27 protein-coding genes are annotated in these 26,087 nt (G+C 71.7%); 13 read left to right on the top strand and 14 right to left on the bottom strand.

Annotated elements, in window-relative coordinates:
- Positions 1 to 63 (bottom strand): biotin carboxylase N-terminal domain-containing protein (locus IEY79_RS38455; protein ID WP_344069737.1); only part of this gene is annotated, 63 nt, incomplete at its 3' end.
- Positions 64 to 410: 347 nt separating this feature from the next.
- On the opposite strand from IEY79_RS38455, the gene IEY79_RS27060 reads away from it, so the two are divergent.
- On the top strand, positions 411 to 872 hold the full coding sequence (locus IEY79_RS27060) for a hypothetical protein (protein WP_189110234.1): 462 nt from the start codon (positions 411 to 413) through the stop codon (positions 870 to 872).
- A gap of 34 nt (positions 873 to 906) precedes the next feature.
- On the opposite strand, the gene IEY79_RS27055 is transcribed toward IEY79_RS27060, so the two are convergent.
- From IEY79_RS27055 to IEY79_RS27040, 5 genes are all read right to left on the bottom strand, one after another.
- Entirely contained in the window at positions 907 to 1,512 is a 606-nt protein-coding gene (locus IEY79_RS27055; protein ID WP_189110233.1) for a Maf family protein, read from the bottom strand.
- A gap of 14 nt (positions 1,513 to 1,526) precedes the next feature.
- On the bottom strand, positions 1,527 to 2,558 hold the full coding sequence (locus IEY79_RS27050) for a hypothetical protein (protein ID WP_189110232.1): 1,032 nt from the start codon (positions 2,556 to 2,558) through the stop codon (positions 1,527 to 1,529).
- A 121-nt stretch (positions 2,559 to 2,679) separates the two neighbouring features.
- The gene (mmpB, locus tag IEY79_RS38055) at positions 2,680 to 2,808 is read right to left on the bottom strand and encodes a morphogenic membrane protein MmpB (protein WP_268240608.1); all 129 of its coding nucleotides are present in this window, start codon (positions 2,806 to 2,808) and stop codon (positions 2,680 to 2,682) included.
- Between the two features lie 99 nt (positions 2,809 to 2,907).
- The gene (locus IEY79_RS27045) at positions 2,908 to 3,114 is read right to left on the bottom strand and encodes an acyl-CoA carboxylase epsilon subunit (protein ID WP_189110231.1); all 207 of its coding nucleotides are present in this window, start codon (positions 3,112 to 3,114) and stop codon (positions 2,908 to 2,910) included.
- 17 nt (positions 3,115 to 3,131) lie between these two features.
- Positions 3,132 to 4,727: an acyl-CoA carboxylase subunit beta gene (locus IEY79_RS27040; RefSeq protein ID WP_189110230.1), complete on the bottom strand. Its 1,596-nt coding sequence runs from the start codon at positions 4,725 to 4,727 to the stop codon at positions 3,132 to 3,134.
- Between the two features lie 144 nt (positions 4,728 to 4,871).
- On the opposite strand from IEY79_RS27040, the gene IEY79_RS27035 reads away from it, so the two are divergent.
- The 5 genes from IEY79_RS27035 (at position 4,872) to hutH (ending at position 11,080) form a co-directional block, all read left to right on the top strand.
- Complete coding sequence (locus IEY79_RS27035) at positions 4,872 to 5,750, top strand: biotin--[acetyl-CoA-carboxylase] ligase (protein ID WP_189110229.1); 879 nt, start codon at positions 4,872 to 4,874, stop codon at positions 5,748 to 5,750.
- Between the two features lie 163 nt (positions 5,751 to 5,913).
- Positions 5,914 to 7,077, top strand: coding sequence for an adenylate/guanylate cyclase domain-containing protein (locus tag IEY79_RS27030; protein ID WP_189110228.1), 1,164 nt, complete (start codon positions 5,914 to 5,916; stop codon positions 7,075 to 7,077).
- A gap of 68 nt (positions 7,078 to 7,145) precedes the next feature.
- A complete protein-coding gene (locus IEY79_RS27025) occupies positions 7,146 to 7,949 on the top strand; it encodes an enoyl-CoA hydratase/isomerase family protein (protein ID WP_189110227.1) in 804 nt (267 codons plus the stop codon).
- Positions 7,950 to 8,027: 78 nt separating this feature from the next.
- A complete protein-coding gene (locus IEY79_RS27020; RefSeq protein WP_189110226.1) occupies positions 8,028 to 9,203 on the top strand; it encodes a GGDEF domain-containing protein in 1,176 nt (391 codons plus the stop codon).
- A 329-nt stretch (positions 9,204 to 9,532) separates the two neighbouring features.
- On the top strand, positions 9,533 to 11,080 hold the full coding sequence (gene hutH, locus IEY79_RS27015; protein WP_189110225.1) for a histidine ammonia-lyase: 1,548 nt from the start codon (positions 9,533 to 9,535) through the stop codon (positions 11,078 to 11,080).
- Positions 11,081 to 11,128: 48 nt separating this feature from the next.
- Here hutH and IEY79_RS27010 read toward each other — a convergent pair whose 3' ends face one another.
- Positions 11,129 to 11,317, bottom strand: a complete 189-nt coding sequence (locus IEY79_RS27010; protein WP_189110245.1) for a hypothetical protein — start codon at positions 11,315 to 11,317, stop codon at positions 11,129 to 11,131.
- 105 nt (positions 11,318 to 11,422) lie between these two features.
- On the opposite strand from IEY79_RS27010, the gene IEY79_RS27005 reads away from it, so the two are divergent.
- The 3 genes from IEY79_RS27005 to IEY79_RS26995 all read left to right on the top strand — a co-directional run bounded on the left by IEY79_RS27005 (position 11,423) and on the right by IEY79_RS26995 (position 14,433).
- The gene (locus IEY79_RS27005; protein ID WP_229701152.1) at positions 11,423 to 11,803 is read left to right on the top strand and encodes a hypothetical protein; all 381 of its coding nucleotides are present in this window, start codon (positions 11,423 to 11,425) and stop codon (positions 11,801 to 11,803) included.
- Between the two features lie 177 nt (positions 11,804 to 11,980).
- Entirely contained in the window at positions 11,981 to 13,249 is a 1,269-nt protein-coding gene (locus IEY79_RS27000; protein WP_189110224.1) for a L,D-transpeptidase, read from the top strand.
- 185 nt (positions 13,250 to 13,434) lie between these two features.
- On the top strand, positions 13,435 to 14,433 hold the full coding sequence (locus IEY79_RS26995; RefSeq protein ID WP_189110223.1) for a GNAT family N-acetyltransferase: 999 nt from the start codon (positions 13,435 to 13,437) through the stop codon (positions 14,431 to 14,433).
- Between the two features lie 35 nt (positions 14,434 to 14,468).
- Here the strand turns inward: IEY79_RS26995 and abc-f are convergent, their stop codons facing one another.
- The 4 genes from abc-f to IEY79_RS26975 form a co-directional block, all read right to left on the bottom strand.
- Positions 14,469 to 16,088, bottom strand: coding sequence for a ribosomal protection-like ABC-F family protein (gene abc-f, locus IEY79_RS26990; RefSeq protein ID WP_189110222.1), 1,620 nt, complete (start codon positions 16,086 to 16,088; stop codon positions 14,469 to 14,471).
- Positions 16,089 to 16,466: 378 nt separating this feature from the next.
- Positions 16,467 to 17,177: a phosphotransferase gene (locus IEY79_RS26985; RefSeq protein ID WP_189110221.1), complete on the bottom strand. Its 711-nt coding sequence runs from the start codon at positions 17,175 to 17,177 to the stop codon at positions 16,467 to 16,469.
- Positions 17,178 to 17,228: 51 nt separating this feature from the next.
- Entirely contained in the window at positions 17,229 to 18,323 is a 1,095-nt protein-coding gene (locus IEY79_RS26980) for a tetratricopeptide repeat protein (protein WP_189110220.1), read from the bottom strand.
- A 145-nt stretch (positions 18,324 to 18,468) separates the two neighbouring features.
- Positions 18,469 to 19,572 (bottom strand): tetratricopeptide repeat protein, encoded by a 1,104-nt coding sequence (locus IEY79_RS26975; protein ID WP_189110219.1) that lies wholly within the window; start codon positions 19,570 to 19,572, stop codon positions 18,469 to 18,471.
- A 67-nt stretch (positions 19,573 to 19,639) separates the two neighbouring features.
- Between IEY79_RS26975 and IEY79_RS26970 the strand changes: the two genes are divergently transcribed.
- Entirely contained in the window at positions 19,640 to 20,785 is a 1,146-nt protein-coding gene (locus IEY79_RS26970) for a cystathionine gamma-synthase (RefSeq protein ID WP_189110218.1), read from the top strand.
- A 33-nt stretch (positions 20,786 to 20,818) separates the two neighbouring features.
- On the opposite strand, the gene IEY79_RS26965 is transcribed toward IEY79_RS26970, so the two are convergent.
- Genes IEY79_RS26965 through IEY79_RS26955 form a run of 3 tightly spaced genes read right to left on the bottom strand, consistent with a single transcriptional unit; the run spans position 20,819 to position 22,245 of the window.
- Positions 20,819 to 21,070 (bottom strand): hypothetical protein, encoded by a 252-nt coding sequence (locus IEY79_RS26965; protein WP_189110217.1) that lies wholly within the window; start codon positions 21,068 to 21,070, stop codon positions 20,819 to 20,821.
- The gene (locus IEY79_RS26960; RefSeq protein WP_229701151.1) at positions 21,067 to 21,567 is read right to left on the bottom strand and encodes a sigma factor-like helix-turn-helix DNA-binding protein; all 501 of its coding nucleotides are present in this window, start codon (positions 21,565 to 21,567) and stop codon (positions 21,067 to 21,069) included. Before IEY79_RS26960 ends, IEY79_RS26965 begins: the two co-directional genes overlap by 4 nt.
- A 30-nt stretch (positions 21,568 to 21,597) precedes the next feature.
- Positions 21,598 to 22,245: a MarR family winged helix-turn-helix transcriptional regulator gene (locus IEY79_RS26955; protein WP_373292631.1), complete on the bottom strand. Its 648-nt coding sequence runs from the start codon at positions 22,243 to 22,245 to the stop codon at positions 21,598 to 21,600.
- A gap of 263 nt (positions 22,246 to 22,508) precedes the next feature.
- Here IEY79_RS26955 and ilvA point away from each other — a divergent pair, with 263 nt between their 5' ends.
- The 3 genes from ilvA to IEY79_RS26940 all read left to right on the top strand — a co-directional run bounded on the left by ilvA (position 22,509) and on the right by IEY79_RS26940 (position 26,011).
- The gene (gene ilvA / locus IEY79_RS26950) at positions 22,509 to 23,672 is read left to right on the top strand and encodes a threonine ammonia-lyase (protein ID WP_229701159.1); all 1,164 of its coding nucleotides are present in this window, start codon (positions 22,509 to 22,511) and stop codon (positions 23,670 to 23,672) included.
- Positions 23,673 to 24,071: 399 nt separating this feature from the next.
- Positions 24,072 to 25,148, top strand: a complete 1,077-nt coding sequence (locus tag IEY79_RS26945) for an ATP-binding cassette domain-containing protein (protein ID WP_229701149.1) — start codon at positions 24,072 to 24,074, stop codon at positions 25,146 to 25,148.
- Positions 25,145 to 26,011 (top strand): ABC transporter permease, encoded by an 867-nt coding sequence (locus IEY79_RS26940; protein ID WP_189110215.1) that lies wholly within the window; start codon positions 25,145 to 25,147, stop codon positions 26,009 to 26,011. The genes IEY79_RS26945 and IEY79_RS26940 overlap by 4 nt, the downstream gene beginning before the upstream one ends.
- Positions 26,012 to 26,087: the final 76 nt, after the last annotated feature.

Genomic DNA, 26,087 nt, shown 5'->3' with positions numbered 1-26,087 from the left:
CCGGCACGCACGAGCAACACGGACAGCGATTTCGCCACGATTGGCGATGAGCACCTTGCGCACGATGGCTCCCTCCTGGAAACAAGCTGAGTTTAGGGACTGCCGACACGACTCATCGACCCGTCCCCAGTGGTGAGCTTGCCCACACGCAGTGTGATCCGAGGCCCGCTCAAGTCGCGAAATCCCTTGTGACGCAAGGGTACGCCGGGACTCTTAGCCGCACAGTAATCGCCGTAAGTGGCCAAGGTCTCTGTCAGAGCGCCCCGGCGCGTCTCACGATTCTTTGTTGAGTTTCCACTAACGCCTACCGGATTCTTTGCCTCTGTCCGGGCCCTTGTCCGGAGGTTTACCGGTGAGTAGCCTTCCCGATGCCGTTCGTACTTCGGGTAACAGGGGAAGAGGTGGGTGCCATGGTGCGCAGACCGGTGGCCTGGGTGGCCGCGATCGTGCTGCTCGTGGAAGCTGTCGCCTTCGTTTTCGTCAACGGTCTGATGGCCACCGTCGTCGACAACCAGCAGATGTCACTCGCCGGCCTCGACCCGGACGCCATGTCAACCGGAGCCTGGTCGGCGGGCGGTGCGCTCGGACTCTATCTGCTCGTGTGCGCGGGCCTGCTGGTGCGCGCCGGGACGACGGACCGCGGATTCGGCCGGGTCGCGAAGCCGGTCCTGATCGGCTGCGCGGTCCTGCACGGGGTGCTCGGCGCGCTGGCGGTGGGCCTCGTGGGCTGGACGGCGTTCCTCTTCATGATGGTTGTGCTGGGGCTGCTCGTACTGACGCTCGTCGCGTACGGAGAGCCGCGGGAACCGGCCGCCAAGGCCCCCGACGCCCCCGGCACCGCCCCGGCCGAGACCGGCCCGTCGGCCGCCTGAACGCTCCCGCGGCCGGGCGCCGATCACCCGGGTCTCACGCCCAGAGATCGGTGATCGTGACGCCGTGCTCCGCCAGCAGCGTGCGCAGCAGCGGCATCGAGAGCCCGAGCACATTCCCGTGGTTGCCGTCGATCGAGTCGACGAACGGCGCCGAGCGGCCGTCCAGGGTGAACGCCCCCGCCACGTACAGGGGTTCACCCGTCGCGACGTACGCCGCGATCTCCGCGTCCGTCGGCTCCCCGAAACGGACCGTGGTCGAGCCGGTCTCGGAGACGCTGCGGCCGGTCAGGGTGTCGATGACGCAGTGCCCTGTTCGGAGTACCCCCGACCGGCCGCGCATCTCCTTCCAGCGCGCGGTGGCCTCCTCGGCGTCTGCGGGCTTGCCGTGGGCCTCGCCGTCCAGCTCAAGCACCGAGTCGCAGCCGACGACCAGCGCGCCCGCGGCCTCCGGCCGGGCGGCCACGGCGGCGGCCTTGGTCTCCGCCAGCACCCGCGCAAGGGCGGCGGGCGTGGGAGCGGACAGCGCGTCCTCGTCGACCCCGCTGACGATGACTTCGGGCGCGAGGCCGGCCTGCTCAAGAAGCCCCAGGCGGGCGGGCGACGCGGAGGCGAGGACGAGGCGACGGCGCTGATCGGTCATGACGAGAAGGGTAGTCACCTGGCGGTGGTGCCCGGTTCGCGGGCCGTTTCCGTCGTCGGGCCGGTCGTCGGGCCACCGGCCGGGCGCATCTCGGCGCGCGTGGTCAGAAGGTCGCCGTGGCGTCGGTCGAGCAGCCGCTCATGGGCGGGCGTGAAGCAGCTCCGCCACTGGCCCACCATCAGCTCCTCGTCCTCGCGGGGAGGTTGGGCGGAGGCGGCGGCCGCCGCCGCGGACGGGGGCAGTCCGGTGATCGCGAGGAGCCGCGCGACGGCACGCTCGCGGCCCTCCGCCGTACCGCCGTGGGCAGGGCCGGCCAGGTCCTCGTGGGTGATCACCGTCACCGCCGGGTGGTGCAGCAGCCACTGGCAGCGCCGGGCCTCCTCCATCCCCGGGAACCCCGGGTCCGTCAGGGCGAAGGTGATCTTCGCGTCCATCGTGGGCAGCGCGGCGACGATGTCGCGGTAGATGAGCTGGTGCGGGCGGTGTCCGTCGGGGGTGTCCGGCCGGGCGAGCGAGCGGATCTGACTGACGATCCGGTCCCGGACGTCGCGGTGGTGGAAGACGATCGGCGGACGTCCGCTCTTCTGCCAGGTGCGCAGGAACCCGGCGTCCGCACGCTGGAGGTCGAGGCCCTCGACGTACCAGCAGCCACGGCCGGGCAGCAGGCCGGGCAGTTCCCGCTCCTCCACCCTGGCCAGCCGGCTTTCGAGTCCCGGGTCGACGGACGAGGCGACGGCGACCGGCTGGCCCAGCCGCATCCACCACACCCGCCACAGGGCGCCGGCCGCCTCCCGGAAGGCCGCCTCCAGCACGCCGCGCTCCTCGCCGCCGCGCTTGAGCAGCAGTTCGGCCTCGTCCGGGCCGTGAGCGGCCGTCAGCAGCGGGCGCATCGCCACGATCTCGGGGGTACCGGCCGACCCGCCGCCGACCACCGGAGTGGCGCTCATCGAGCCGTACGACAGATAGCCGAGGGCGGACGTGAGGTCGGCCAGCAGCGGGGTGCCGCTGCCGGGCGGTGAGACGACGATCACCTGGGACTCGGTCATGGACTTCTCCGGGAGGGCGGCTCACGCCCGGCCTCACGCCCGGAGGCGGTGCCGGGCCCGTACGCCCCGCTCAACGACGCGACCTCTGTCCGGGCACGCGCGCCGCATCCCGGTGGCGGCGTCAGCGGACGCCGGAGACGATCATGGCCAGGACCATGGCCAGCGCGAGGACGATGCCGGCGCGGCGCATCATCGCCTGCATGTCCCGCATCTCCTGGGGAGGTTCGTTCTCAGGGTCCGACCAGAGCATGCATTCGATCCTGCGGGCGCGGCGGCGAGAACGCCTGAGTATCCGTACTCAACCGTCCCCGCTCCACGAAATGGCCGGGGCGCGGGCGCCGGACAGGCCCTAGCCCGGCCAGTACGTGCGTGCCCATGCCCGGGGGCCCGGGCGGCGGGTCTCGCGGCGTGCGATGCGGGCCGGATCCGACCACCCCGGCGGGGGCGGCGGGCCGACCGGCCCGGCCCCCTCCGCGGCCGCCGCGCGTGCCCGGACCACCGCGAGTGCGGCGGCCAGCTCCTCGGGGGTCGGGTTGCCTCGTACGACCTTGATCATTGCGGCCTCCTACGGTCCTACAGAGGGATGTTGCCGTGCTTCTTCGGGGGCAGGCTCTCCCGCTTCGTACGCAGCTGCCGCAGGCCCTTCACCAGATGCGCCCGCGTCTCGTGCGGCAGGATGATCGCGTCGACATAGCCGCGTTCGGCCGCGACGTACGGGTTCAGCAGCGCGTCCTCGTACTCCGCGATCAGACCGGCACGCGTCGCGTCCTGGTCCTCGGCGGCGGCGATCGTCCGCCGGTGCAGGATGTTGACCGCGCCCTGCGCCCCCATGACCGCGATCTGCGCCGTGGGCCAGGCCAGATTCAGGTCGGCGCCCAGGTGCTTGGACCCCATGACGTCGTACGCGCCGCCGAACGCCTTCCGGGTGATCACCGTGATCAGCGGGACGGTCGCCTCCGCATACGCGTAGATCAGCTTGGCGCCGCGCCGGATGATGCCGCCGTACTCCTGGTCGACACCGGGCAGGAAGCCCGGCACGTCCACGAACGTGATGACCGGGATGTTGAACGCGTCGCAGGTGCGCACGAACCGCGCCGCCTTCTCCGAGGCGTTGATGTCCAGACAACCCGCGAACTGCATCGGCTGGTTGGCGACGATGCCGACCGGATAGCCCTCGACCCGTCCGAAGCCGGTGATGATGTTCGGCGCGAACAGCGCCTGGGTCTCCAGGAATTCGGAGTCGTCCAGCACATGCTCGATGGCGCTGTGCATGTCGTACGGCTGGTTCGCGGAGTCCGGGATGAGGGTGTCCAGCTCCCGGTCCTCGGCGGTGGGCGCCACTTCCGCGACCTCGGGGAAGGCGGGCGGCTCGGAGAGGTTGTTCGACGGCAGGTACGACAGGAGCGACTTCACGTACTCGACGGCGTCCTTCTCGTCACCCGCCATGTGATGCGCCACGCCGGACGTCGTGTTGTGCGTACGCGCGCCGCCCAGCTCCTCGAAACCGACGTCCTCACCGGTGACCGTCTTGATCACGTCCGGTCCGGTGATGAACATGTGCGAGGTCTGGTCGACCATCACGGTGAAATCGGTGATCGCGGGGGAGTAGACGGCGCCGCCGGCGCACGGCCCCACGATGAGGCTGATCTGCGGGACGACACCCGACGCGTGCACGTTGCGGCGGAAGATCTCGGCGAACAGGCCGAGCGCGACCACGCCCTCCTGGATACGGGCGCCGCCGCCGTCGTTGATGCCGATGATCGGACAGCCGGTCTTCAGCGCGAAGTCCATGACCTTGACGATCTTCTCGCCGTAGACCTCGCCGAGGGAACCGCCGAAGATCGTGAAGTCCTGCGAGTAGACGCAGACCGGGCGGCCGTCGACCGTGCCGTAACCGGTCACGACACCGTCCCCGTACGGACGGTTCTTCTCGATGCCGAAATTGGTGGAACGGTGCCGGGCGAACTCGTCCAGCTCGACGAACGACCCCTCGTCCATAAGGAGGTCGATCCGTTCGCGGGCCGTCAGCTTGCCCTTGGCGTGCTGCTTCTCCACCGCCCGCGCGGAGCCCGCGTTCGTGGCCTCCTCGATACGGCGCTGGAGATCCGCGATCTTTCCCGCGGTGGTGTGGCTGTTCTCTGTTCCGCGGGCGGTTTCCGGCTCGGACATGGGGATGCGGCTCCCTGCGGGTCTGCGGATCTGTCTGCTGCGTCTCGGCGTGTGGCTACTGATCCGTAGAGTATCGGCGGCCCTGCCCTTCGGCAGTGCGTCGTTGGCCACACCCCGTCCCCGGCCGGACCTAGGCTGACGCGCATGACCGAGCACAATGCCGCGGGCAGCCGCTGGAGCGACCTCGAACGCCCGCCCCTGAACACCACCGCCCTGCGCCGGGGGCTGATCGTGCCGGGGAGCCTGTGGGCCTCGCTCGACGTCGTCACCGCGACCGGGTCCACCAACTCCGACCTCGCCGCCCGCGCGGACAGCCTCCCGGAAGGCGCGGTGCTCGTCGCCGAGGAGCAGACCCGGGGGCGGGGGCGGCTGGACCGTAACTGGTCGGCGCCCGCCCGGTCCGGACTGTTCGTCTCCGTACTGCTGCGGCCGGGACCGGACGTACCCGTGGAGCGCTGGGGCTGGCTGCCGCTGCTCACCGGCGTCGCCGTCGCCACTGCCGTCGCGCGTACGGCGGGTGTCGACACGGCGCTGAAATGGCCCAACGACCTGCTGGTGACGGTCGGCGGCAAGGAAGGCGACGACAGCGCCAAGGAGGAGCGCAAGGCGGGCGGGATCCTGGCGGAGCGCGCGGGGGACGACGCCGTGATCGTCGGCATCGGCCTGAACGTCACCCTCACCGAGTCGGAGCTGCCCGTCCCCGGCGCCGGCTCGCTCGCGCTCGCGAACGCGGTGTCCGTCGACCGCGATCCCCTGCTGCGGGCGGTGCTGCGCGGCATGGAGCGGTGGTACGGCGCGTGGCGGGACGCCGCGGGGGACCCGGGCGAGTCGGGTCTCCAGGAGGCGTACGTGGCGGGCTGCGCGACGCTCGGGCGCCCGGTGCGGGCGGAGCTGCCGGGGGAGCGGCAGGTGGTCGGTGACGCCGTCGCGATCGACGGGGACGGGCGGCTGGTGATCGCGACGGAGGGCGGCGGACGGGAGGCGGTGGGCGCGGGGGACGTGGTACATCTACGCGCGTCGTAGCGGCCGGGATCGCGGCGGCCACCGGGGGCGCCCCGGGGCGGTCAGGCCCGCCTGCCGCGACTACCCGCAACGGCGACCCCGACAGCCCCGACCTGCCGTATCGTTGAGGCGACCCACGACAGATCGGCAGGGCAGTGCGCAGGGAACGGGCAGGAGGCGGCTGGTGACGGTCGACGACACGACCTCCGGTGGTGGGGACGAAAAGCCGCCGTCGGACTCCTCCGGTCACCCCACTCCGCACCACGCCGTGGACCACACGGCCGAGCCCACCGACGACCCTCTCGCCATCAGGCTCGAACAGCTGATTCTCGGGGCCGAGCGCCGCTACACCCCCTTCCAGGCCGCCCGCACCGCGGGCGTCTCGATGGACCTCGCGTCCCGCTTCTGGCGGGCCATGGGCTTCGCGGACATCGGGCAGGCACGTGCCCTCACCGAGGCCGACGTCCTCGCGCTGCGCCGCCTCGCCGGTCTCGTCGAGGCCGGGCTGCTGAGCGAGCCGATGGCGATCCAGGTCGCCCGGTCCACCGGGCAGACGACCGCCCGGCTGGCGGAGTGGCAGATCGACTCCTTCCTCGCCGGGCTCACCGAACCGCCCGAGCCCGGGATGACGCGGACCGAGGTTACGTATCCCCTGGTCGAGCTGTTGCTCCCGGAGCTGGAGGAGTTCCTGGTGTACGTGTGGCGGCGCCAGCTCGCCGCCGCCACCGGACGTGTCGTCCAGGCCGCCGACGACGAGGAGATGGTCGACCGCCGTCTCGCGGTCGGCTTCGCGGACCTCGTCGGGTTCACCCGGCTGACCCGCCGTCTTGAGGAGGAGGAGCTGGGCGAGCTGGTCGAGGCGTTCGAGACGACCTGCGCCGACCTGGTCGCCGCGCACGGCGGCCGGCTCATCAAGACCCTCGGCGACGAAGTGCTGTACGCCGCCGACGACGCGGGCACGGCCACCGAGATCGCGCTGCGGCTCATCGAGACCATGACGCACGACGAGTCGATGCCGGCGCTGCGCGTGGGCATCGCGTTCGGCACCGTCACCACCCGGATGGGTGATGTCTTCGGCAACACGGTGAACCTCGCGAGCCGGCTCACCTCGATAGCTCCCAAGGACGCCGTCCTGGTCGACGGCGCGCTCGCCGAGGAGCTGATCCGGACGGGCGACACCCCCGCGTCCGAGGCCGAGGCGGCGGAGCAGGCCGCCGAGGCCGAGAAGGCCGGTGAGGAGCCGCCCTCGTACCGCTTCGCCATACAGCCGATGTGGCAGCGGCCGGTGCGGGGCCTGGGCGTCGTGGAGCCGTGGCTCCTCACGCGACGGCCCAAGCCGGAGGCCTGACTCCCCGCCGTACGGGCGCCGCCTATGATCCCGGTCAACGATCGTTGACCGGGAAGCGGGTGGGCGCGGTGGGCACAGAGGACGAGCGGCGGTTCGGGGAGTTCGTCGCGGTACGTCGGCACGGTCATGTGGCGGAGCTGGTGCTCGACCGGCCCAAGGCGATGAACGCGGTCTCGACCGAGATGGCGCGCTCCATCGGCGCGGCCTGCGCGGCGCTCGGCGCCGACCGGGACGTACGGGTCACCGTCCTCACCTCGACCCACGCCCGCGCCTTCTGCGTCGGCGCGGATCTCAAGGAGCGGAACTCGCTGAGCGACGCCGAACTGGTACGGCAGCGGCCGACCGCCCGCGCCGCGTACACCGGCGTCCTGGAACTCCCGATGCCCACCATCGCCGCCGTGCACGGCTTCGCCCTCGGCGGCGGGTTCGAGCTGGCGCTCTCCTGCGATCTGATCGTCGCCGACGCCACGGCCGTCGTCGGGCTGCCCGAGGTGTCGGTCGGCGTGATCCCCGGCGGCGGCGGTACGCAACTGCTGCCGCGCCGCGTCGGAGCCGCCCGCGCTGCCGAACTGATCTTCACCGCACGGCGGTTGGAGGCCCCGGAGGCGCACGCGCTCGGCCTGGTCGACCAGCTGGTGGGGGAGGCGGCCGACCGCGACGAGGCGCTGGCGCTGGCGTCCCGTATCGCCGCGAACTCGCCGGTGGGGCTGCGGGCGGCGAAGCGGGCCCTGCGGCTCGGGCACGGGCTCGACCTGCGGGCCGGTCTGGAGGTCGAGGACGCGGCATGGCGGTCGGTGGCCTTCTCCGGGGACCGTACGGAGGGTGTTGCCGCGTTCAACGAGAAGCGGAAGCCGGAGTGGCCCGGCGAGTAGGGCCGCCCCGCCGCACGCAGAGTGACGATTTCTCGCTCCGAGTAATCAATTCGCCCCAAAGCACCCTAAGGTGGGGTGATGGGAGAGGACGTACGGCTACGGGCCGTGGTGGAGCTCGCGCAGGCCATGGCTTCGGCGCACACCCCCCACGAATCCTGGCGGGCCGCCGCGCTCGGCGCGCGCGAGGCTCTGGCCGGCAGCTTCGCCGCGCTGTCCGTGTGGGAGCGGGACCTCGGGCAGCTCAAGGTCCTCGTGAACGCGGGGGACCTGGCCGAGGGGGAGGAGGAGTTCCCCGAGGACGAGTCGTATCCGGTGCACCGGTTCCCCGAGATCGCGGAGTTCCTGCACGAACGGTGGGCGGGGGGTGGTGAGCCCAACGCGTGGGTCGAGACGATCGACGGGCCGGCCGCCACGGCCGCCGGCGGCGAGCCGGGCTACTGCCACCAGCGCGTCGCCGCGCTGCGCAGGCGCGGCCGGGGGTGCTGCGTCGTCGCGCCGATCGTGCTGCACGGGCGGGCGTGGGGGGAGCTGTACGTGGCGAGGCCGCTCGGGACGCCGGTCTTCGGGCGCGCCGACGCGGACTTCGCGACCGTCATCGCGTCCGTCGTGGCGTCGGGGATCGCGCAGACGGAGCGGCTCGAAGAGGTCCGGCGGCTGGCCTTCACCGATCCGCTGACGGGGCTCGCCAACCGCCGCGCGGTGGACATGCGCCTCGACGAGGCGATCGCGCTGCACCGCGACGACGGGTCGGTCGTCAGCCTCGTCGTCTGCGACCTCAACGGCCTCAAGCGCGTGAACGACACCCATGGGCACGCGGTCGGTGACCGGCTGCTGGAACGATTCGGCTCGCTGCTCTCCGTCTGCGGGGCGCGGCTGCCGGGTGCGTTGGCGGCGCGGCTGGGGGGCGACGAGTTCTGTCTGCTGACGGTGGGGCCGGCGGCGGACGACGTGGTCGAGGTCGCCGATGAACTCTGCCGCCGGGCGGCGGAGTTGGAACTGGGGGAGGGGGTGGCGTGCGGGATCGCGTCGACGGGGGATCCGATCGGGCCGCTGAGATCGGCGCGGCGGCTGTTCCGGTTGGCGGACGCGGCGCAGTACCGGGCGAAGGCGGCGCGGTCGGTGGGGCCGGTGGTGGCGGGGCGGGACGGAGGGGTGGTGCGGCTGGCGGACGAGCCGCCACCGAGGACACCGGCGGCGGGGGAGCGTCGCCGGTTCCGTGGCATGCCGCGGGTGCCTCCCGGCGGGGGTGCCTGAGGGTTCGCGGGGTCGCCTGCGGCGCGGACCGGGTTGCGGTGGTTGCCGGGTGCCGCTCCGGGGTCATGCCCGGACGGCGTGATTTACGTCGCGTGCAGGGCTCGTTGGACCCGGGGGAACCAGCATTCCCACGCGCCACAAATCAGCCCAAGTGTCCGGACACGACCCCTGCGCGTCCCCCTTCCAACCCGCGGGCCGGTACGGGGCAGTAACAGCGCCCCCCCGGCAACGAGACAGCAACCAAGACCCGCAACCGCGCCGGATGGCGACCCCGCGCCGGAGACCACCCCGTAGTGACACGTTGAGTTTCAGTACGTACGCTCCTGAATATGAATATGCGCACAGTCGTCGTGGGGACCTCCGGCACCACCGCCGAAGACGTCGTCGCCGTCGCCCGCGGCAACGCCCCCGTCGAGCTCTCCGCCGACGCCCTCTCCGCGCTCGCCGCCGCCCGCGAGATCGTCGACTCCCTCGCCGCGAAGCCCGAGCCCGTGTACGGCGTCTCCACCGGGTTCGGCGCCCTCGCCAGCCGGCACATCGGCCCGGAGCTCCGCGCGCAGTTGCAGCGGAACATCGTGCGGTCGCACGCCGCCGGTATGGGCCCGCGCGTCGAGCGCGAGGTCGTGCGGGCGTTGATGTTCCTGCGGCTCAAGACCCTCGCGTCCGGTCGTACCGGCGTACGCCCCGAGGTCGCGCAGACCATGGCGGACGTGCTGAACGCGGGGATCACGCCCGTCGTGCACGAGTACGGCTCCCTGGGGTGCTCCGGCGACCTCGCGCCGCTCTCGCACTGCGCGCTGACGCTGATGGGCGAGGGCGAAGCGGAGGGCCCGGACGGCGTCCTGCGGCCCGCCGCCGAGTTGCTCGCCGAGCACGGCATCGTGCCTGTGGAGCTGCGGGAGAAGGAGGGGCTCGCGCTGCTCAACGGGACCGACGGCATGCTCGGGATGCTGGTCATGGCCCTCGCCGACCTAGAGCGCCTCTACACCTCCGCCGACATCACGGCCGCGCTGAGCCTGGAGGCCCTGCTCGGCACGGCGAAGGTCCTCGCCCCCGAGCTGCACGCCATCCGCCCGCACCCCGGCCAGGGCGTCAGCGCCGACAACATGCTGCGGGTGCTCGCCGGGTCCGGGCTGACCGGGCACTTCCAGCAGGACGCCGCTCCCCGGGTGCAGGACGCGTACTCGGTGCGCTGCGCCCCGCAGGTGGCCGGCGCGGGCCGCGACACCCTGGCGTACGCCCGGATCGTGGCCGACCGTGAGCTGGCGTCCGCCGTCGACAACCCGGTGGTGCTGCCGGACGGCCGCGTGGAGTCCAACGGCAACTTCCACGGCGCCCCGGTCGCGTACGTGCTGGACTTCCTGGCGATCGTCGCCGCCGATCTCGGCTCCATCGCCGAGCGCCGCACGGACCGGCTGCTCGACAAGAACCGTTCGCACGGACTGCCCGCGTTCCTCGCGGACGACCCCGGTGTCGACTCGGGCCTGATGATCGCGCAGTACACGCAGGCCGCGCTGGTCAGCGAGATGAAGAGGCTGGCCGTCCCGGCGTCGGTGGACTCCATCCCGTCGTCGGCGATGCAGGAGGACCATGTGTCGATGGGCTGGTCGGCGGCGCGCAAGCTCCGTACGGCCGTTGATCATCTGACCCGGATCATCGCCGTCGAGATGTACGCGGCGACCCGCGCGATCGAGCTGCGTGCGGGCCTGGTGCCCGCGCCCGCGTCGCAGGCCGCCATCGAGGCGGTGCGGGCGGCGGGGATCGAGGGGCCGGGGCCCGACCGGTTCCTGTCGCCGGATCTCGCCTTGGCCGATACCTTCCTGCGGGAGGGTCGGCTGGTGGCCGCGGTGGAGCCGGTGACCGGTCCACTGGTCTGAGTCGTACGGAGGGGGCCGCCCGGCAGCCGGGCGGCCCCCTTCCGCGTACTACGGCGTGGAGTCCACGCCGCTTCCCGGGTCGGCGAGGGCGAGCCTCGATTCCTCGTGGGTGGTGGAGGCTGACCGCTGCTGAGGGCTCCGCTCGTTCGTGGCGTTCGCCGAGGGGACGAACCACAGAGCGCAGAGCAGGATTCCGGCGGCTATGGCCGTGAGCAGCGGTCGGCGTACGACAGACAAATCGATCTCCCTTGGGAAAACGCCGAATTGGCTGGGTGCGCCGATGCTAGTGAAAGCAGCGGGTCGCGGGAAAGTCGACCGGGTCCGGAGGCCTACTCTCCGGTTATGAGTACTCCTGAGACATCCCGCTATGTCCGGCTGCACCTCGAACTCGTGCTGGAGATCACTGATCCGGAAGAGCTGACCGAGGCCGCCCTGACCCGGATCGCGACGGACGATTCGATGCCGGACGAAGAACGTACGCATGCCCGCGCGGCGGTGCGGGAAGACGAGGCTGAGGCGCTCGCGTACCTGGTGGAGCCGGCGGACATGGTCGGCGAGGTGCCCGGGGTGGAGCTGGCCCAGGGCTCGTGGAGCAGTGAGCTGATCGACTACGACCCCGAGAGCGTGGAATGGGACGTGGACGAGGAGGACCTCGACGACGGCGATAATGAGGGCGGAGATGGCGCGAACGGTGCGGCGACCGGGCGCCCGGGCGGGTTGTAGCTCACGCGCGTGACACCCTTGGCCCCGGGACGCCGTCGAACGCGGACCGGGGCTTACAAGTGCGCCGCGTGTGTACATCCCGGAGTGCGAGTGGCGTTGCACACATCTTCGTTCGCGGTGGAACCGGACGAACCGGTATGGGTGTTCTTAAAGGTCATAGGGCAGGGATCGGCGACGATGGAGAAGCGTGTGATGACGAACGGCAAGCGGCGCAAGGGCCTCGCGGCCGCGTCCGCACTGCTCGGCGGGGTGCTGGTGCTCTCGGCCTGCAGCGGTGGCGACGACGGGGACGACCCCGGAGCCGAACGTTCGAAAGATTCGCAGGCGCAGGTGGACGAGGCGGCGGCGAAGGACACGTCCGAGGCCCAGATAGCCATCTCGCCCAAGAACGGCGCCGACGACGCGAGCATCAACAACGCCGCGAAGGTCACCGTCAAGAAGGGCACGCTCACGACGGTCGAGATGACCACCGCCGACGGGACCGCCGTGAAGGGCACGATGGCGGCCGACGCGAAGAGCTGGAAGCCGGACGGCCAGCTGGAACGCTCCACCACATACAAGATCACCGCCACGGCGAAGGACTCCAAGGACCGAGAGGCCCACGAGAACTCGTCGTTCACGACCGTCTCGCCGGACAACAGCTTCATCGGAAACTTCACGCCCGAGGACGGCTCGACCGTCGGCGTCGGAATGCCGGTCTCGCTCAACTTCGACAAGGGGATCACCAACAAGGCCGCCGTCCAGGGCGGGATCACCGTCACGTCGAGCAGTGGCCAGGAGGTCGTCGGCCACTGGTTCAACTCGCAGCGCCTGGACTTCCGCCCCGAGCAGTACTGGCAGGGCGGCTCGACCGTCACGCTGAAGCTGGCGCTCGACGGCGTCGAGGGCGCGGACGGGGTCTTCGGAGTCCAGCAGAAGACGGTCACCTTCAAGATCGGCCGTAACCAGGTCTCCACGGTCGACACCAAGGCCAAGACCATGACCATTCAGCAGGACGGCAAGACGATCAAGACGATCCCGATCTCCGCCGGCTCCCCGGAGAACCCGACGTACAACGGTCAGATGGTGATCTCCGAGAAGTTCAAGGAGACCCGGATGAACGGTGCGACGGTCGGCTTCACCGACGACGACGGCAAGGGTGAGTACGACATCAAGGACGTGCCGCACGCGATGCGGCTGTCCACGTCGGGCACCTTCATCCACGGCAACTACTGGGGCGACGACTCGATCTTCGGCTCGTCCAACACCAGCCACGGCTGTGTCGGTCTGAACGACGCCAAGGGCGCGAACGACCCCAACCAGCCGGCCGCCTGGTTCTACGACAACTCGATCGTCGGTGACGTGGTCATCGTCAAGAACTCCCCGGACAAGACCATCCAGCCCGACAACGGCCTCAACGGCTGGAACCTGAGCTGGGCGGACTGGAAGGCCGGCGCCGCCGCCTGAGTCCCACCGCGTACGCCCACGGCGGCGGCACCCCGACCGGGTGCCGCCGCCGTGGTGTGTTGTCGGGGGCTAGGGAGATCGGTGGTGCCTCACAGGCAACCAACGGCGCGGAAAACGGGTCTCACTGACCGGGAAGGCCGTACAACTCGGGGGCGCGGGCCGGGTAGTGCGCGTAGGTTCGGATCATGCTGATGACTCTGGGGACCCCGCCGTCGGAGGCGGAGACAGACGCCTGGCATGACGTGATCGCGGCTGCCCATCTCCAGGACGTGCCCGCGTCCGTACCGGAACCCGGCCGCACCGAGACCGCCGGGAAGCTGCGTGTGCGGTCGCCCCACGCCCGGATGCTCCATCTGGTGTGGGCCGCTCCCGACGGGTCCTACGACGGCGTGGCCGCGCTGCTCCTGTTCACCGAGGAGAGCAACCGGCACACGGCCTTCCTCGACGCCCTGGTCGTCCGCCCCGAGGCCCGGCGGCGCGGTGTGGGCGCTCAGCTGTGGAGCGCGATACGGGCCGAACTGGCCGCCGACGGGCGCAGTTCGGTCTCCACCATGCTCGAAGTGGGCGGCGCCGGCGAGGCGTTCGTCGACGGGCTCGGCTTCGGCAAGGCGCTGCCGCTGGCCTGGTACGTCCAGCGGGTCCGGGAGGCGGACGCCCAACTGCCGGAGGCGCGGCTGCCCGACGGCTACCGCTTCGAGGACTGGGACGGCGTCGTCCCGGACGCGCTCGCCGACGAGTTCGCGCGGGCGCACGACGTGATGCGGGACGCGCCCGCGGGCGGCGTGGACGAGCGGACGCCGCGGTGGGACGCGGAGCGGGTACGGGGCGCCGCCCGGCTCGTTGACGACCGGGGCGGCATCATCCTCACCTCGGTGGTGCTCGCCGAGGCGGACGGCGCGGGCGAGGGTGTGGACCGGGTCGCCGCGTACACCGAACTGGTCCTGCGCGACCCGTCGCACACCCGGGCGCTCCAGTACGACACGGTGGTCGTCCCGGAGCACCGCGGGCGCGGACTGGGGCGGGCGGTCAAACGCCACATGCTGGGCACGCTCGCCGAACGCCACCCCGGAGTGCGGGAGATCAGCACCAGCGTCGCCGACGACAACGCGCCGATGCTGGCGGTGAACGCGGCGCTCGGGTACCGGCGCGAGCGGCCGGCCGCGATATTCCAGGCCAAGCTTTAGGCTTTGTCCGGCGGACAGGGCCCAGAGCCTCGGTGTCAGTTGCCCGGCACCACCCTGCCCGCCGTCAACTCCAGGCGTGCGCCCGCGAATTCGCTTCGGAAGCGGCGGTCGTGCGAGACGACCACCACGGCGCCCTCGTAACCGACGAGCGCCCGTTCCAGCTCCTCCACCAGGCTCAGCGCCACATGGTTCGTCGGCTCGTCCAGGATCAGCAGATCGGCGGGGCGCGTCAGCAGCCTGGCCAGTTCGAGCCGGCGCCGCTGGCCCACGGAGAGCCCGGCCACGGGCACGGACAGATCCTCCTCGCGGAAGAGCCCGAGAGCCAGCAGCTCGTCGGTGTGCTCCTCGGGCAGCCCTCGCCGTCCCGCCGCGAACGCGCCGAGGAGCGAGAGCGGCGACGCCGCCCAGGCGGTGGCCAACTCCTGCGCCAGGTAGCCGACTTCGGCCGTACGGTGCGCGGTGCCCTCATCCGGCGTGAGATCTCCCGCCAGCACCCGCAGCAGCGTGGTCTTGCCCGCGCCGTTGGGCCCGTCGACCAGCAGCCGCGTCCCCGCCTTCACCTGGAGGGAGTCCAGCCGCAGCCGGTCCCCGACCACGACGCCGGTCAGCTCGGCCAGCACGCCGTCGGCCCCGGTGGTCGCCGGGGCGGCGGTGAAGGCGAGCGGCTCCGGAGGGGCGGGCACCGGCTCCCGCTCCAGCCGCTCCAGCCGTACCCGCGCCGCCCTGACCTGGCCCGACAGCTTCGCCTCGTGCGAGCGACGGTGCTTGCCGAAGCCCTGCCGGGGGTCCTTCCCGGTCGACGCGAGCCGCTGGCCGGCGGCGGTGACCAGTTCCCTCGTGCGGGCCAGATCGTCCAGCCACTCCTGGTGGTCCTGCTCCCAGCGGCGCCGGGCGGCGGCCTTGGCCGTGCGGTAGCCGGTCCAGCCGTCGCCGTACCGCGTCACGGCACGGGTGTCCCGGTCGACCTCCAGGATCGTCGTCGCGACGCGCTCCAGGAACGCGCGGTCGTGGGTGACGGCGACCACCGTGCCCCGGTGCGACCGGAGTCGCTCCTCCAGATAGGTGGTGGCCCGCAGATCGAGATGGTTGGTCGGCTCGTCGAGCAGCAGCAGCTCTGGGGCTGCCGCGAGGACGCAGGCGAGCGCCACGCGGGACCGCTCACCGCCGGAGAGCGACCCGAGCGGGCGCTCCCGGCCGACATGGGCGAGCCCCAGTCCGTGCAGTGCGGCGTCGACGCGGGCGTCCGCCCCGTAACCGCCCCGCTCCTCGTAGGCGGTCAACAGATCGCCGTACGTGGTCAGTTCGGCCTCCGTGGCGTCGGCGAGCGCGGCCTCGGCGGCGCGGATACGGCGTTCGAGCTCCCGCAGGTCGGCGAGAGCGGTGTCGACCGCGGCCTGGACGGTGCGGCGGGGATCGAGCCCGAAGGTCTGGGCGAGATACCCGACACCGCCGGGGAAGAGGACGGTGACCTCCCCGCCGTCCGCCGCCTCGGCCCCGGCCAGCAGCCGGAGCAGGGTGGACTTCCCGGAGCCGTTCTCCCCGATGACACCGGCCTTCTCGCCGGGCCGTACGGAGAGCGACACCTGATCGAGGACGGTCCGGTCGCCGTACGACTTGGAGACGTCCTTCATCGACAACTGGGCGCGTTCGCGCATGCTTCTTCCCTGAAAGTGACATGCCCTCGGTGGGGCTGGGGTGATGTCGTACGGGCAGCGGGGGACGCCCCGGCGGTCCTGAGGAGGACCTGCGCCGGGGTGTCCGCGCCCGGAATCAGCGGAAGTAGTAGTACGAGTACGAACCCATACGGGCCACCGTAGCGAAGGGCGCGAGAGGGCGCGCTTCGATTTTTCGACTTCCTAGGGCGTGTCCGCAAAGTAGCGCCGTCCGCCCGCAGGGCGGGGCCCGGGGCGTCTGGTGCGGTGCATCGCAAGGCGGAGAATCGGCCTCGTACCGGGCGTACTCGGCCGACTTCGACAACGCGGCGAGGCGCCGTACCAGACGCGCTGGGCCAGGCGGGACTTTGCGGACACGCCCTAGAGCCTCGCGGCCAGTTCGAAGGCGTGCGCCGACACCCAGGTGTACGCGGCCCGCACCTCGTCCACCACGCCCCGGTCGCGCAGCGCCCTCATCGCGGGATCGCCGGCCTCCGCCGCCTCGTCGATGCCGCGCCAGGACCGGTCCTGCCACCAGAGGATCGTCCGGACGATGCCGTCCCGGTCGTCCAGACCGTACGCGTCGCAGACCAGCGTGATCCGGCGGGCGGCGTCGCCCACGTCCGGCACACGCGGGCCGAGGTCCAGATACTGCCAGCAGAGGTGCGCGACGTCGTGGACACGGTCGCCGGGAGCGGCCAGATCCCAGTCGAGAAGGGTCACCGGCAGCCCGTCGGCACAGACCGTGTTCCTGGGCGACAGGTCGTTGTGGCACACGACCTCACGCCCACCGGCGAGCGGCGTTCCGGCCGTCAGGTCGTGAAACTCCCGCACAAGCTCGGAGACCCGCACCAGCCGCGCGTCGGAGACGGGCAGATCCACCTCCCCCTCGATGTGCCCGAACACCTCGCGCCCCTGCTCGTCCACCCCCTGGAACCGCGGCGCACCGCCCCAGCCCCGCTCCTCGAAGAACCCGAGCAACTCAACGATGTACGCGGCGCGTTGGGCCGACGGCATGGGGGAGCGCCGCACGGTGTCACCGACCCGTACGACCTGATTGATGAACCCACCGGGCAGAGGAGTCTCGTCCATACCCCCACGATGCCAGGCCCCGCTGAACCGCGACGAACGAACGGTCACCGCTCAGACGCCCTTGCTGATACGGGCGCGGGCCTCGGTGCCGCGCACGGCCGTGGCGCGGGTCGTCGCGAAGAACGCCGCCGGGTCGCGGCGGGTGCGCCAGGGGAGGGCGTTCACATAGCCGTCGATCCGGCGGAACGCCTCCAGGGCCTCCTCGTGCCTGGACTGGCGGGTCAGGAAGTACGCCAGCAGGTGGTGTACCTCGGGCAGGCGGGGGTGGTCCGGGGGCGCCGCCTCCGTGTCCGCCAGAGCCGCGTCGACCAGGGCCGTCAGGCCGGGCGCCGCGTAGTCGCGGGGCGCCGCGGTCGCGTCGTGGTGGTCGAACCAGGCGATCAGCGGGAACGCCGTCATCAGCGTGCCCAGCGGCGCGTCCGCCGTCGCCTGGGCCGCGAACTCCCCGGCCAGCTCCGCCGAGCCGTGCCACCGCTCGCTCCAGTACTGGATCGCCGCCTCGTGCGCCCCGTACAGCGGCGCCGACGTGGGGTGCGGGGTGCGGGCCGTGATCTCCGCCCACAGCTCGCGCATCTGCTCGGGGCCGTAACCGACACCCAGCGCCGTACGGATCTCGATGATGTACGGCGTCGGATCCTCCGGGCCCAGGGCCGCCGCGCGGGCGGTGTCGGCACGGGCGCCCGGCAGCAGTTCGTGGAAGCTGTCCGCCTGCTCCGGCGTCGTGTGCCTGGCGTACGGCGAGCCCCGCAGCAGCCATGCGCGCGAGACCGTCGCCGACGCCTGGACCAGCTCCGCGTCCGCGTCGGGGGAGCCGCCGGAGCGCGTCGCGCGCCAGGCCCGCAGCCAGGAGTCGTCCCGGGCCGCCGCCTCGCCCAGCGCGCGGGCGTAGAGCGAGCGGCGCTCCCAGTCCCGGTCCCTGCCCGTCCTGGCCAGCAGCTCCGCCGCCGGCTCCCAGCGGCCCGCACGCGCCTCGGTCAGGGCGTGCTCCAGAGCGGCGTCCGGTCCCGCGAGTTCGGTGTTCTGCCGGTCCCTGGGCAGCAGCCCCAGCTCCGCCTCCGTACCCACGAGTGAGGAGACGCTCCGGCGGGCCTTCAGCCAGAACCAGATGCCGAACGCGAAGAGGACGAAGGGCAGAACGCGTGCCATCGGATGGCCCCCAGAGGTACGGAGAACAGGTGAAGAGACGGTGTGGGGGATCTGCGGAGTATGCACCACCGCAGGTCAGCGCGGCAATGGTGCCTCGAAGACCGGGCCGGGGCCCAAGAGCCCCGGCGCCCCGTACATCCCGCCCCTACCGCGGCAGTGTCGCCGGGTTCCCGCCGTTGGCCTCGTACCCGGCCACCGCCAGCGCCCGGTACACCGCGTACTGCGCCGCCGGGTCCTCGTCGAGCGTCCACGGCAGCGCCCCGACGTAGCCGTCCACCTGTACGAGCTGGTGCATCGCCTCCGACCACCGCCCGCCGCCCACCAGGAAGAGGATCAGCAGATGCCGTACGTGCGCGAGCATCGGGTCGTCGGGGCGCGCCGCGTGCACCGCGAAGAGCGCGCCCTCCATCGCCTTCGACACCACCGCGCTGCTGAAGAAGTCCCGTACGAGCGTGAGGTCCTCCATGTGCTCGTACACCGCGAACAGCGGCAGCGCCGCCAGCAGCGAGCCCCGCGGAGCGCGCGCGGCAGACGCGGTGGCGAACCGGTCCGCCTCCTCGCGTGAGCCGTGCCACTTCTCGCACCAGTAGTGCAGCGCCGCGAGATGCGCGCCCATGTGGTCCGGCGCGCGGTCGATGACCTTCGCCCACAGCTGGTCGAACCGCTCGTGCGGATAGCCGAGCCCACGGGCCACGGCCAGCTCCACGATGTACGGCACGGGGTCGCCCGGCGCCAGCAGCGCCGCCTCGCCGCAGACCGACCGGGCCTCCTCCAGGATGATCCGGAAGTCGTCCGTGCCCGCCGCCGACGAACGCCACGCCTGCTGCACCAGGAACTCGGCGTGCACCTGCGCGCCGCCCGCGTCCTTCGGCGACTCCGCGCGCCACGCCCGCAGCCACGCCCCGCCGGCGCCGGGCTTCCGCTGGAGCTCCAGCGACGCCGCGCCCGCGAAGGCCTGCACGCGCTGCCAGCGCACCTCGCCCTCCTTGGCCGTTCCGGCGAGCAACTGCGCCGCCGCCCGCCAGTCCTGGGTGCGCTGCACGACGTCCAGTACGTCCAGAAGGTCCTGGTCCGGCCCCGGAAGGCGGACATCGAGCTCCTCCTGCCGGACGAATTCGTAGGCGTCCGGGTCGGCGGCGTCGGGCGAACCGGGCGCGACCTGGCGGATGCCGCCGCCCCTGCGCCGCACGACCGGGGCCACGACGGCCGCCACCATGCCCGCCGCGATCAGGAACCAGAGAATCTCCATACGCCCCATTGTCCCGGACGCCGGGCGTGCTCCGGGTCCGGCCCCGGGACCGCTACCCTCGGGGCTCATGAGCGACGAGCACAGCTTCGAGACCATCGCCATCCACGCGGGGAACACCCCGGATTCCCTCACCGGCGCGGTCGTTCCCCCCATCTATCAGGTGTCCACGTACAAGCAGGACGGAGTGGGCGGACTGCGCGGCGGCTACGAGTACAGCCGCAGCGCCAACCCCACGCGCTCCGCGCTGGAGGAGAACCTGGCGGCCCTGGAGGGCGGCCGGCGCGGGTTCGCCTTCGCCTCCGGCCTGGCCGCCGAGGACTGCCTGCTCCGTACGCTGCTGTCGCCGGGCGACCATGTGGTGATCCCCAACGACGCGTACGGCGGCACCTTCCGGCTCTTCGCGAAGGTCGTCTCCCGCTGGGGCGTGGAGTGGTCGGTGGCCGACACCTCGGACCCGGCGGCGGTACGGGCCGCGCTGCGCCCCCGTACGAAGGCGATCTGGGTCGAGACCCCGTCCAACCCGCTCCTCGGCATCAGCGACATCGTGGCGCTCGCCGAGGTCGCCCGCACCGCCGGCGCGAAGCTCGTCGTGGACAACACCTTCGCGAGCCCCTACCTCCAGCAGCCGCTCGCCCTCGGCGCCGACGTCGTCGTGCACTCGACCACCAAGTACATGGGCGGTCACTCGGACGTCGTCGGCGGCGCGCTGATCACCGCCGACGACACGCTGGGCGAGGAGATCTCCTTCCACCAGAACGCGATGGGCGCGATCTCCGGTCCCTTCGACGCGTGGCTCGTGCTGCGCGGCGTGAAGACGCTCGCCGTTCGGATGGACCGGCACAGCGAGAACGCGACGCGCGTCGCCGAGATGCTCGTGCGGCACCCGAAGGTCTCGAAGGTCTACTACCCGGGCCTGCACGACCACCCCGGCCACGAGGTCGCGGCCAAGCAGATGAAGTCCTTCGGCGGCATGGTGTCCTTCCAGGTCGCGGCCGGTGAGCAGGCGGCGATCGAGGTCTGCGGCCGGACGAAGGTCTTCACGCTCGGGGAGTCCCTCGGCGGTGTCGAGTCGCTGATCGAGCACCCGGGTCGGATGACGCACGCCTCGGCGGCGGGCTCCGCGCTGGAGGTGCCGGAGGATCTGATCAGGCTGTCGGTCGGTATCGAGTCCGCCGACGATCTGCTGACGGACCTTCAGCAGGCTCTCGCCTGAACGGAGTTGTGGCGGTGTGACGGCACCCGGCCGTCACCAGCCCTCCAGCGGCGGGGTCGTCTCGGACGGCGGGACCGACCACGGTTCCACGACCGAAGCCCACACCGTGAAGACGATCGCGGCCACCGTGACGAGCAGCCAGAACACCAGGCGCGCGGTGCGCCTGCGGTTCATCAGGCGGGTGCCGAGGGCGGTCGCGCGGGCCGTCAGATCGGCGGGGACCGGCGGATGCGGCAGATCGAGCATCCGCCGGACCTCGTCCTCCTTACGGCTGTGGCCGCTCATCGCGCGCCCTGCCGGGAGAGCAGTGACAGCGGCCAGTGCGGAGCCGGGCGGGGCGGCGGCGCGGGCTGCCGCATCGCGACGACCGCCCGCGCGCAGATCGCCCGCACCCGCTCGACCGGCAGCCCGATCAGCGCCGCCGTCTGCTCCTCGGCGACCCCTTCGTACAGCCGCAGCACCAGAATGAGCCGCTCCTGAGGGGTGAGCCTGCCGAGCACGCCCTCGCCCGTCCGCGGCTGCCGCCAGGCGCCCCGCGCGTACCGGGCGGCGATCTCCTGGCGTGCGCGGTCGTACGGGTCCTCGTCGCGCAGCCGGTCCCAGTCCGCGTAGGTACGGGCCAGGGCGGCCGTCAGCAGTTGCTCCGCGCGGGGTTTGGCGTCGGCTGGCTCACCCGTCAGCAGCATGGCGGCATGCAGCAGTCGGCCTGCCGCGCCCGCGACGAACGCCTCGAACTCCTGGGCGCGACGGCGGTCCGTATCCGGCTGCCATCGCTCTCGCACACCTCATATGAGGACAGACCCGGGCCGAAATCAAGAGGCCGGCGGTGGCTCCGTACCGTCGGGTTCGTCCACCGGGACCCGGTGCGCGACCGGTTCGGCCGACGCGGGGCCCGACTGCCGTGCCGACAGGGCGGTGTTGAACCGGGTGAGGAGCGTGCAGAACGATTCCCGTTCCTCCTCCGTCCAGCCGTCCGTGACCTGCGACATCAGCTCGCGGCGCGAGGAGCGGACCTCGTCGAGGCGGCCCAGCCCGCGGGCCGAGAGCTCAAGGACGACGGCGCGGCCGTCCTCCGGGTGTGACGTGCGCTTGACCAGGCCGGTGTCGACGAGCGGCGCGACCTGGCGGGTGACGGTGGAGGAGTCGATCCCCATCCCCGCGGCCAGCGCCTTGACGCCCATCGGGCCTTCCAGATCGAGCCGGTTGAGCAGCAGATAGGCGGCACGGTCCATGGAGTTGCGCACCTGGCCGACGCCGCCGAGGCGGGTCTGTTCCGCCCGTCGGGCGAAGACGGCCACCTGGTGCTGGAGCGCGTCGAGAAGTGCGGCGTCGTCCGATGCGGCGACGGGTTCGGTACCGACGGAAGGTGCCGGTGCGGTCTCTAAAGGTGCGGAGCCGGATGGGTCGGAACCGGAGGGTTCGGAGCCGGAGCCCGGGGAGGCCGACACAGCGGAAGTCATGTCCTGAGTAGGGGGCATGGCTGGGGCTCTCTCGTGCGGTGGTCGGTTGGTGGGGGACAGAGTACGCGGCTCCGCCCCTAGCCGTACCTGCCCCGCGTAAACCGGTGGACGGCCCTGGTGCCGAGCCGCCGGACGGGTGATGAGCTGCGAGACTGGCGGTCATGACCTTCGGTACGTCGCGTTCCTCCGGATCGTTCAGTTCCGCCACTCCGCGCGGCTCGGTGCCCGCGCTGATCCTCGACGACATCCGCGGGGCCCGGAAGATGCTCGGCGGGGTGGCCCGGACGACCCCGATGGAGGGCAGCAGACACCTGACGGGCCTGGTCGGCTCCCCGGTCCACCTCAAGTGCGAGAACCTCCAGCGGACGGGGTCGTTCAAGCTGCGCGGCGCGTACGTGCGGATCGCCGGTCTCTCGCCGGAGGAGCGCGCCGCCGGTGTCGTCGCCGCCAGCGCGGGCAACCACGCCCAGGGCGTCGCGCTCGCGTCGACCCTGCTCGGCGTGCGCTCCACGGTGTTCATGCCGCTCGCGGCGCCGCTGCCGAAGGTCGCGGCGACCCGTGAGTACGGCGCCGAGGTGCGGCTCCACGGCCAGGTCGTGGACGAGACCCTGGCCGCCGCGGAGGAGTACGCGCGGGAGACCGGCGCGGTCTTCATCCACCCCTTCGACCACCCGGACATCATCGCCGGACAGGGCACGGTGGGCCTGGAGATCCTGGAGCAGTGCCCCGAGGTCCGGACGATCCTCGTCGGTCTCGGCGGCGGCGGACTGGCCGCCGGTATCGCCCTCGCGGTGAAGGGCGTACGGCCGGACGTCAAGGTGATCGGTGTGCAGGCGGCCGGCGCCGCCGCGTTCCCGCCCTCGCTGCGGGCCGGGCGGCCGATGTCGATCGACGAGCAGCAGACGATGGCGGACGGCATCAAGGTGGGCCGGCCCGGCGAGATCACGTTCCCGATGATCAGGGACCTCGTCGACGAGGTGCGTACGGTCTCCGAGGACGAGCTGTCCGCCGCGCTGCTGCTCTGTCTGGAGCGGGCGAAGCTGGTGGTGGAGCCGGCCGGGGCGAGCCCGGTCGCCGCGCTGCTGAGCACGCCGCGGGCGTTCTCCGGGCCGGTGGTCGCCGTGCTGTCCGGGGGCAATGTGGACCCCTTGCTGATGCAGCGGATCCTGCGCCACGGGATGGCGGCGTCCGGCCGCTATCTGGGGCTGCGAGTGCGGATCACCGACCGGCCGGGCGCGCTCGCGACGCTGCTGGGGGTGCTGTCGCTGGCCGACGCGAACGTCCTGGACGTGAGCCACGTACGGACCGATCCGCGGCTCGGCCTGACCGAGGCGGACGTGGAGCTGCATCTGGAGACCAAGGGGCCCGAGCACTGCGTGGCCGTGGCGGCTGCACTGCGCGAGGCGGGCTACACGGTCCTCGGCTAGGGCGTGTTTTGAAAGTCCCGTCTGGCTCACGGCGCCTGGCACGCACGCTCGCCGCGTTGTCGGGTCGCCCGAGTACGCCCGGGCCATCCACAACGCCGACCCTCCGCCTTGCGATCGCACGCACCAGACGCCGTGAGCCCCGCCCTGCGGGCGGACGACGCCACTTTCAAAACACGCCCCAGGGGCTGTCGTTTCCCGGACGACTCCCGGGGGTCGCCGAGCCGTCTCCCGGCGGCCTCCGGCGCGCCTCCCCGTCGCCTTTACATGGAGCTTACTTAAAAGCCTTGCCTGTCGCGATGTATCGCGTTAGCGTCAGGGCCTGCTTCTGTCGGCTTAAGCTCTTCGCTAGCGCGGATTGCACCATTTGCTCGCATCTGACACAACTCCGGGAGTGCCCCTATGCCAGGCGCCATCTATGCCGAAGGCCTGGTCAAGACGTTCGGCGACGTAAGAGCGCTGGACGGCGTCGATCTCGATGTCCCCGAAGGCACGGTCCTCGGCCTGCTCGGCCCCAACGGCGCGGGAAAGACCACCGCGGTCCGTGTGCTGACGACCCTGCTCCAGCCCGACAGCGGCAGGGCCGTCGTCGCGGGCATCGACGTGGTCAAGAACCCCAACGAGGTCCGCAGGAACATCGGCCTCTCCGGCCAGTTCGCCGCGGTCGACGAGTATCTGACCGGCCGCGAGAACCTGCGGATGGTCGGCCAGCTCTACCAGCAGAGCGCCCGCGCCGCGAAGGCCAGGGCCGTCGAACTCCTCGAACGCTTCAACCTCACCGACGCGGCCGACCGCACCACCAAGACCTACTCGGGCGGTATGCGCAGGCGCCTCGACCTCGCGGCGGCGCTCGTCGTCTCCCCGCCGGTGATGTTCATGGACGAGCCGACGACCGGCCTCGACCCGCGCAACCGCCAGCAGCTGTGGGGAATCATCGAGGAACTGGTCGCGGGCGGTACGACACTGCTGCTCACCACCCAGTATCTGGAAGAGGCCGACCACCTGGCGCACGACATCTGCGTCATCGACCACGGCCAGGTCATCGCGCGCGGCACCGCCGACGAACTCAAGGCACGTACGGGCGGCGAACGCGTCGAGGTCGTCGTCCACGAGCGCGACCAGATCACCCCGACCCGCGATGTGCTGGCCGGCTTCGGCAAGGGCGAGGTGATGGTCGCCGAGCACACCCGCAAGCTCACCGTCCCGGTCACCGGCGGAGCGAAACTGCTCGCCGAGATCATCAGGGAACTCGACACGCGGGGTGTCGAGATCGACGACATCGGGCTGCGCCGTCCCACCCTCGACGACGTCTTCATCTCGCTCACCGGCCACGCGGCCGAGGAGGCCCGCGAGAACGGCGAAGGCGGCGGCCCGGCTTCCGGCGAACGGCCGGACGCTCCCGCGGACCCGGCCACGGCCGCGACGGCCGCCCCGGCCACGGACGACACCACCACGGACCCGAAGGAGAGCGCCAAGTGAGCGCCGTAACCGAGGCTTCGCCCAAGGCCCTCGCTCCGCCCCCGCGCGGTGGCGTCATCCAGTCGATCCGCGACTCGCTGGTCATCGCCCGCAGGAACCTGATCCGGATGACCAGGATTCCGGAGGTGGTTCTTTTCGGGATCATTCAGCCGGTGATGTTCGTGATCCTCTTCACGTACGTCTTCGGCGGTTCCATCCGCGTCGGCAACAGCACGAGCGCCGAGGTGTACAAGAACTTCCTGATGGCGGGCATCTTCGCGCAGACCGTCACCTTCGCCACCGCCGGATCGGCCGCCGGCATCGCCGACGACATGCAGAAGGGCCTTGTCGACCGGTTCCGCTCGCTTCCGATGGCCCGCGGCGCCGTCCTCACCGGCCGCACCGTGGCCGACCTCGTACAGACGGCGATCACGCTCGTCGTCCTGGCGATCGTCGCGCTGATCGTGGGCTGGCGCCCCGGCTTCGCGGAGCCCACCAACATCGGCAAGATCCTGGGCGCCTTCGGCCTGCTGCTTCTGCTCGGGTACGCGTTCACCTGGATCGGCGCGCTGATCGGGCTGTCCGTACGCACCCCGGAGGCGGCGACCTCGGGCGGGATCATCTGGCTGTTCCCGGTCACCTTCATCTCGAACGCCTTCGTCGACTCCAGCCAGATGACGCCCTGGCTGCGGCACATCGCCGACTGGAACCCCTTCAGCGCGACCGTGCAGGCGTGCCGCCAACTGTTCGGCGATCCGGGCCTGTCCCAGTCCGGCGCCTGGCCCATGCAGCAACCGGTGTGGGCGACGCTGATCTACTCAGTGCTGATCATCGGCATCTTCCGCACACTGGCTGTGCGCAAATACCGTGGCGCGGCCGGCTGACCCGTCCCCTCGGCGCCCGCCCGGCGACGAGCGACAGAAGCGCCAACCTGATCCACCGGCCCCGTCGGGGCCGGTG

It is taken from the genome of Streptomyces camponoticapitis (assembly GCF_014646115.1).
GTDB lineage: Bacteria > Actinomycetota > Actinomycetes > Streptomycetales > Streptomycetaceae > Streptomyces > Streptomyces camponoticapitis.
Note: the sequence above shows the minus strand (reverse complement) of the source record. Positions and strands in the feature narration are given on the sequence as shown.

What these genes read in the sequence shown, in the direction of transcription:
- IEY79_RS27035 (WP_189110229.1), top strand. Translation starts at nt 4,872, where the DNA reads ATGACCGAGCACAATGCCGCGGGCAGCCGCTGGAGCGACCTCGAACGC.
- IEY79_RS27000 (WP_189110224.1), top strand. Translation starts at nt 11,981, where the DNA reads ATGGAGAAGCGTGTGATGACGAACGGCAAGCGGCGCAAGGGCCTCGCG.
- IEY79_RS26975 (WP_189110219.1), bottom strand. Translation starts at nt 19,572, where the DNA reads ATGGAGATTCTCTGGTTCCTGATCGCGGCGGGCATGGTGGCGGCCGTC.
- IEY79_RS27020 (WP_189110226.1), top strand. Translation starts at nt 8,028, where the DNA reads ATGGGAGAGGACGTACGGCTACGGGCCGTGGTGGAGCTCGCGCAGGCC.
- IEY79_RS26955 (WP_373292631.1), bottom strand. Translation starts at nt 22,245, where the DNA reads ATGACTTCCGCTGTGTCGGCCTCCCCGGGCTCCGGCTCCGAACCCTCC.
- IEY79_RS26970 (WP_189110218.1), top strand. Translation starts at nt 19,640, where the DNA reads ATGAGCGACGAGCACAGCTTCGAGACCATCGCCATCCACGCGGGGAAC.
- IEY79_RS26985 (WP_189110221.1), bottom strand. Translation starts at nt 17,177, where the DNA reads ATGGACGAGACTCCTCTGCCCGGTGGGTTCATCAATCAGGTCGTACGG.
- mmpB (WP_268240608.1), bottom strand. Translation starts at nt 2,808, where the DNA reads ATGCTCTGGTCGGACCCTGAGAACGAACCTCCCCAGGAGATGCGGGAC.
- abc-f (WP_189110222.1), bottom strand. Translation starts at nt 16,088, where the DNA reads ATGCGCGAACGCGCCCAGTTGTCGATGAAGGACGTCTCCAAGTCGTAC.
- IEY79_RS27055 (WP_189110233.1), bottom strand. Translation starts at nt 1,512, where the DNA reads ATGACCGATCAGCGCCGTCGCCTCGTCCTCGCCTCCGCGTCGCCCGCC.
- IEY79_RS27050 (WP_189110232.1), bottom strand. Translation starts at nt 2,558, where the DNA reads ATGACCGAGTCCCAGGTGATCGTCGTCTCACCGCCCGGCAGCGGCACC.
- IEY79_RS26965 (WP_189110217.1), bottom strand. Translation starts at nt 21,070, where the DNA reads ATGAGCGGCCACAGCCGTAAGGAGGACGAGGTCCGGCGGATGCTCGAT.
- IEY79_RS26945 (WP_229701149.1), top strand. Translation starts at nt 24,072, where the DNA reads ATGCCAGGCGCCATCTATGCCGAAGGCCTGGTCAAGACGTTCGGCGAC.
- IEY79_RS27045 (WP_189110231.1), bottom strand. Translation starts at nt 3,114, where the DNA reads ATGATCAAGGTCGTACGAGGCAACCCGACCCCCGAGGAGCTGGCCGCC.
- IEY79_RS27005 (WP_229701152.1), top strand. Translation starts at nt 11,423, where the DNA reads ATGAGTACTCCTGAGACATCCCGCTATGTCCGGCTGCACCTCGAACTC.
- IEY79_RS26980 (WP_189110220.1), bottom strand. Translation starts at nt 18,323, where the DNA reads ATGGCACGCGTTCTGCCCTTCGTCCTCTTCGCGTTCGGCATCTGGTTC.
- ilvA (WP_229701159.1), top strand. Translation starts at nt 22,509, where the DNA reads ATGCTCGGCGGGGTGGCCCGGACGACCCCGATGGAGGGCAGCAGACAC.
- IEY79_RS26995 (WP_189110223.1), top strand. Translation starts at nt 13,435, where the DNA reads ATGCTGATGACTCTGGGGACCCCGCCGTCGGAGGCGGAGACAGACGCC.
- hutH (WP_189110225.1), top strand. Translation starts at nt 9,533, where the DNA reads ATGAATATGCGCACAGTCGTCGTGGGGACCTCCGGCACCACCGCCGAA.
- IEY79_RS27060 (WP_189110234.1), top strand. Translation starts at nt 411, where the DNA reads ATGGTGCGCAGACCGGTGGCCTGGGTGGCCGCGATCGTGCTGCTCGTG.
- IEY79_RS27040 (WP_189110230.1), bottom strand. Translation starts at nt 4,727, where the DNA reads ATGTCCGAGCCGGAAACCGCCCGCGGAACAGAGAACAGCCACACCACC.